General features: G+C 58.9%; 1 protein-coding gene. It reads left to right on the top strand.

What is annotated here, in order from left to right; translation table 11 throughout:
- Positions 1 to 1,097: 1,097 nt before the first annotated feature.
- Positions 1,098 to 3,106, top strand: a 2,009-nt coding sequence (locus tag A2J01_RS16765; protein ID WP_331715325.1) for an Ig-like domain-containing protein, incomplete at its 3' end; no start/stop codon positions are given.

Here is a 3,106-nt window from a genome sequence, read left to right as displayed (position 1 = left end):
AGCGTCGCCCAAAGTCGCTGCGGCGCGTGATCAGCTGGACTGACGTAACCGTACCGAAGGCCTTCTACGAAAAGCTGGGCGATTCTTCGTCTCGAAATGCCCTGTCGGCCCCCGAAGCATTATCGACAGTTAACTGAGGCCGGAATCCAATCTGCTAAGAAAAACGAATCTAATGTGACCCCTATCTCTGGATCATTTCAGAACAGGGGTTTCGATGACCCGCGACTGAATTCACCCCCTAATTCACCCTCCTCCTATACACAGAAAAATGATTTGCATTTATGTCGAGCGTGTGTACACAGATAATTCGCTCCACACCTTGTCGTTCCGACAGCAAATAAGGGGCAGTGAACTGCATAAAGGCTCATTCGGTACAGCAGCGCCGACTCGGCTCGGCCGCTCACCGATTGTCGACAAGTGCCAAGGCAGGCATGCAACTGATGGTCGAGATCGAATTGTGATGAACCAGCCAGTTAACTTGAAAGAAATCAACGGAAGATAGATATACCCAGGTAAGCGCAGTTCTTCTTGCATGGACGCACGTCCATGGCGTGTCCAGCTATGCGATTTGCTCGTGTTAGATTCCTGATTGCGCATCGCCCGGTTTGCGCCTTCTGCGTTGTTTGCGCGGAATTTGCATCTTCTCGCGAACGGCCCCGCGCACATTTCTTTACGTTGTGCCAAAGAAAGGAATTTCATGAAAACCGTCACGGCAGCGAAGCACGTAGCACGAAGACTCCCCCCTCGGAGCCATCGCACTGTTGCTTTTGCTATCCGGGATGGTGCTCATGCTCGAACTGCAATGAATCGCGCAGGAAAGATCCTCGGCCGCAGCCTTTAGTACCTCGAAGGTCGTCGCGTTAGGTAATACCGGCGGTCGATTTTTCTTGGAATTTCCTGGCCTACCCAGAGCCGGCCGTCGGTCTGCGCTGGCGCCAACCAGGTCCGATTACCAACTGTTCGGCTCCGCAGTAGGTCGCCTGAGAATCACCAACGCTCGCAACCAGGCTCCAGAGCGGCTCAAAGGTCCCGTTTCCCTATTCGACGGCCCCGGAAACGGGGCCTAAATCATGTGTTCTGAACGAAAGGTGTTCGTCATGCGTAACCGTGTCTTCCCACGCCGTGCCAGGGAGGGGGTGGTGTCTCGGTGGGCAGCTTTGGGGATGATCGTTGCGGTCCTGGCGCTGGTCGTATCGTCGTTCTCTTTCGTCCAGGTTGCCTCGGCCGATGACGTCGGGACCTCGACCACCATAGTTCCGACCACAATAGTTCCGACCACACCGAAGCCGCCCGCGACTACGACGGAGGCGCCACTGAAGACGACGGCACCGCCTACTTCCACGTCGGAGTCACCCACTTCTGCGAAACCGCCGATCACGACGGCGTCCTCGTCGACGACTCCTGTGGCGGCGCAGCGACTGGCCGCACGCGGAGTCAATCCCGGCATCGATGTGAAAATCACCGACGTCCAGGTCGAAGGAAAGAACGACCAGCAGATCACGGTCGGGGACTCCGTCACGGTGAAGGGCATTTGGGACGCGTCAAGCGCGAGTCCGCAGCCGGGCGACCAGTTCACCATTGAATTCCCTGGCGAGCTGAAGCTTCAGTCCAACCCGACGATCGCGCTGGAGGGCGACGATGGGACGGTTTGGGGCACATGCGATCTGGCTGCTTCCACCAATCTCATGACCTGCGTGCTCTCCGACGCTGTGGCGGATCGGCCGGACGAGGTGAAGGGCGATTTCTTCGTCTACACGAAGGCAGTCGAGTACACCACGTCAGAGACTGTGGATTTCACGATCAACAACAAGGTCACGCAGGTCGACCTGCCCGGCACGGGCGGCATCACCGACGGCCGCGAAATCGGCGAGTCGACGAAGTCCGGCAAACTCCAGGACAACAAGCAGTCAGTGCGGTGGACCATCGACATCCCCGGCGCAGATCTGGCCAAGTTGGACACAGGCAACACCGGTTCGGTGACCCTGAGCGACGAGCTCTCCGACAACATGAAGGTGTGTGCGGGCAGCCTGCTCAACGCGAAGCTGTGGTCCGGTCGCCCGGGCGATCTCAAAGAGACCCCTGGCGGCGTCACCGTCACCCAACCCGACGCGGGTGATCAGGTCACGATCAACATCAACAACGGCGGGCCCTTCGAGGGCAGCAAGCTCTACCGCATCGAGTACACCTCATGCACGACCAGCGGCGTTGTGGATCTCAAGGGGACTCAGTACACCAACTCCGTGACGATCGGTGACAACACGGTGGCTTCGGATGGCGTGGGACAGGACTACGCGCCGCAGACCGAGCCCTGGAAGGGCGGCTACCTCGACGGCGGTAAGCGCAATATGGAAGCCGTCTGGACGATTGTGGTTCCGGGCACCGACATTGCCGCCAACAACCACAAGATCGACATCACCGACACCTTCGGCGGCCCCCATGCGGTCTGTGCCTCGGGCGTGCAGGTAGTCATCGAGAAGTCTGACTACCTCCCAGGGCGGGAGAACGAACCCAACTACCGCACTCCTGCCGCAGGATTCACCATTGCTCCCATCGGCGCAGTAGCCGGCGCGAGTACCTTCACCGCGGCGATCACTGTGGATAACCCGGACACATTCAACGAAGAACAGTATTACTACTTCACGTACCGGACCTGCCTGACCACCACCGAGGTGCCGGACTCCGAGGACCATCTCACCAACTCGGCGGTCGTCAACAAGACGTCGATCACGGGAAAGACTGAGGGACCTGGGTTCACGAGCGGCAAGAACGGCGCGATCAACACCACGTCGCAGACGATCGGCGGTGTGGAGCAGCCGGCAGGCACCACCCTCAATTGGACCGTGGAAATCTCCGGACACGATCTCGAGGGCCTTACGGAACCGGCGGTCATCAACGACAGGTTCTCACCGAACATGACGGTGTGTGAAATCGGCGGCGATCTCAAGAGCAACCTCAATCTCAAGGTCGTCGCGCAAGACTTCTTCGACGGCAACAAGAAACGCGATATAACCGACGCCACCTCGGTGGCGCGCGCCGACGGCGGTTTCGATCTCACCCTCCCTCGGGACGCGGACGGTTACAGCCGTCAGACGAAGTACCTCGTCAG

This window comes from Rhodococcus sp. EPR-134 (assembly GCF_001647205.1).
GTDB lineage: Bacteria > Actinomycetota > Actinomycetes > Mycobacteriales > Mycobacteriaceae > Rhodococcus_F > Rhodococcus_F qingshengii.
The sequence above is the reverse complement of the archived record's forward strand: the minus strand, read 5'-3'. Positions and strand labels throughout refer to the sequence as shown.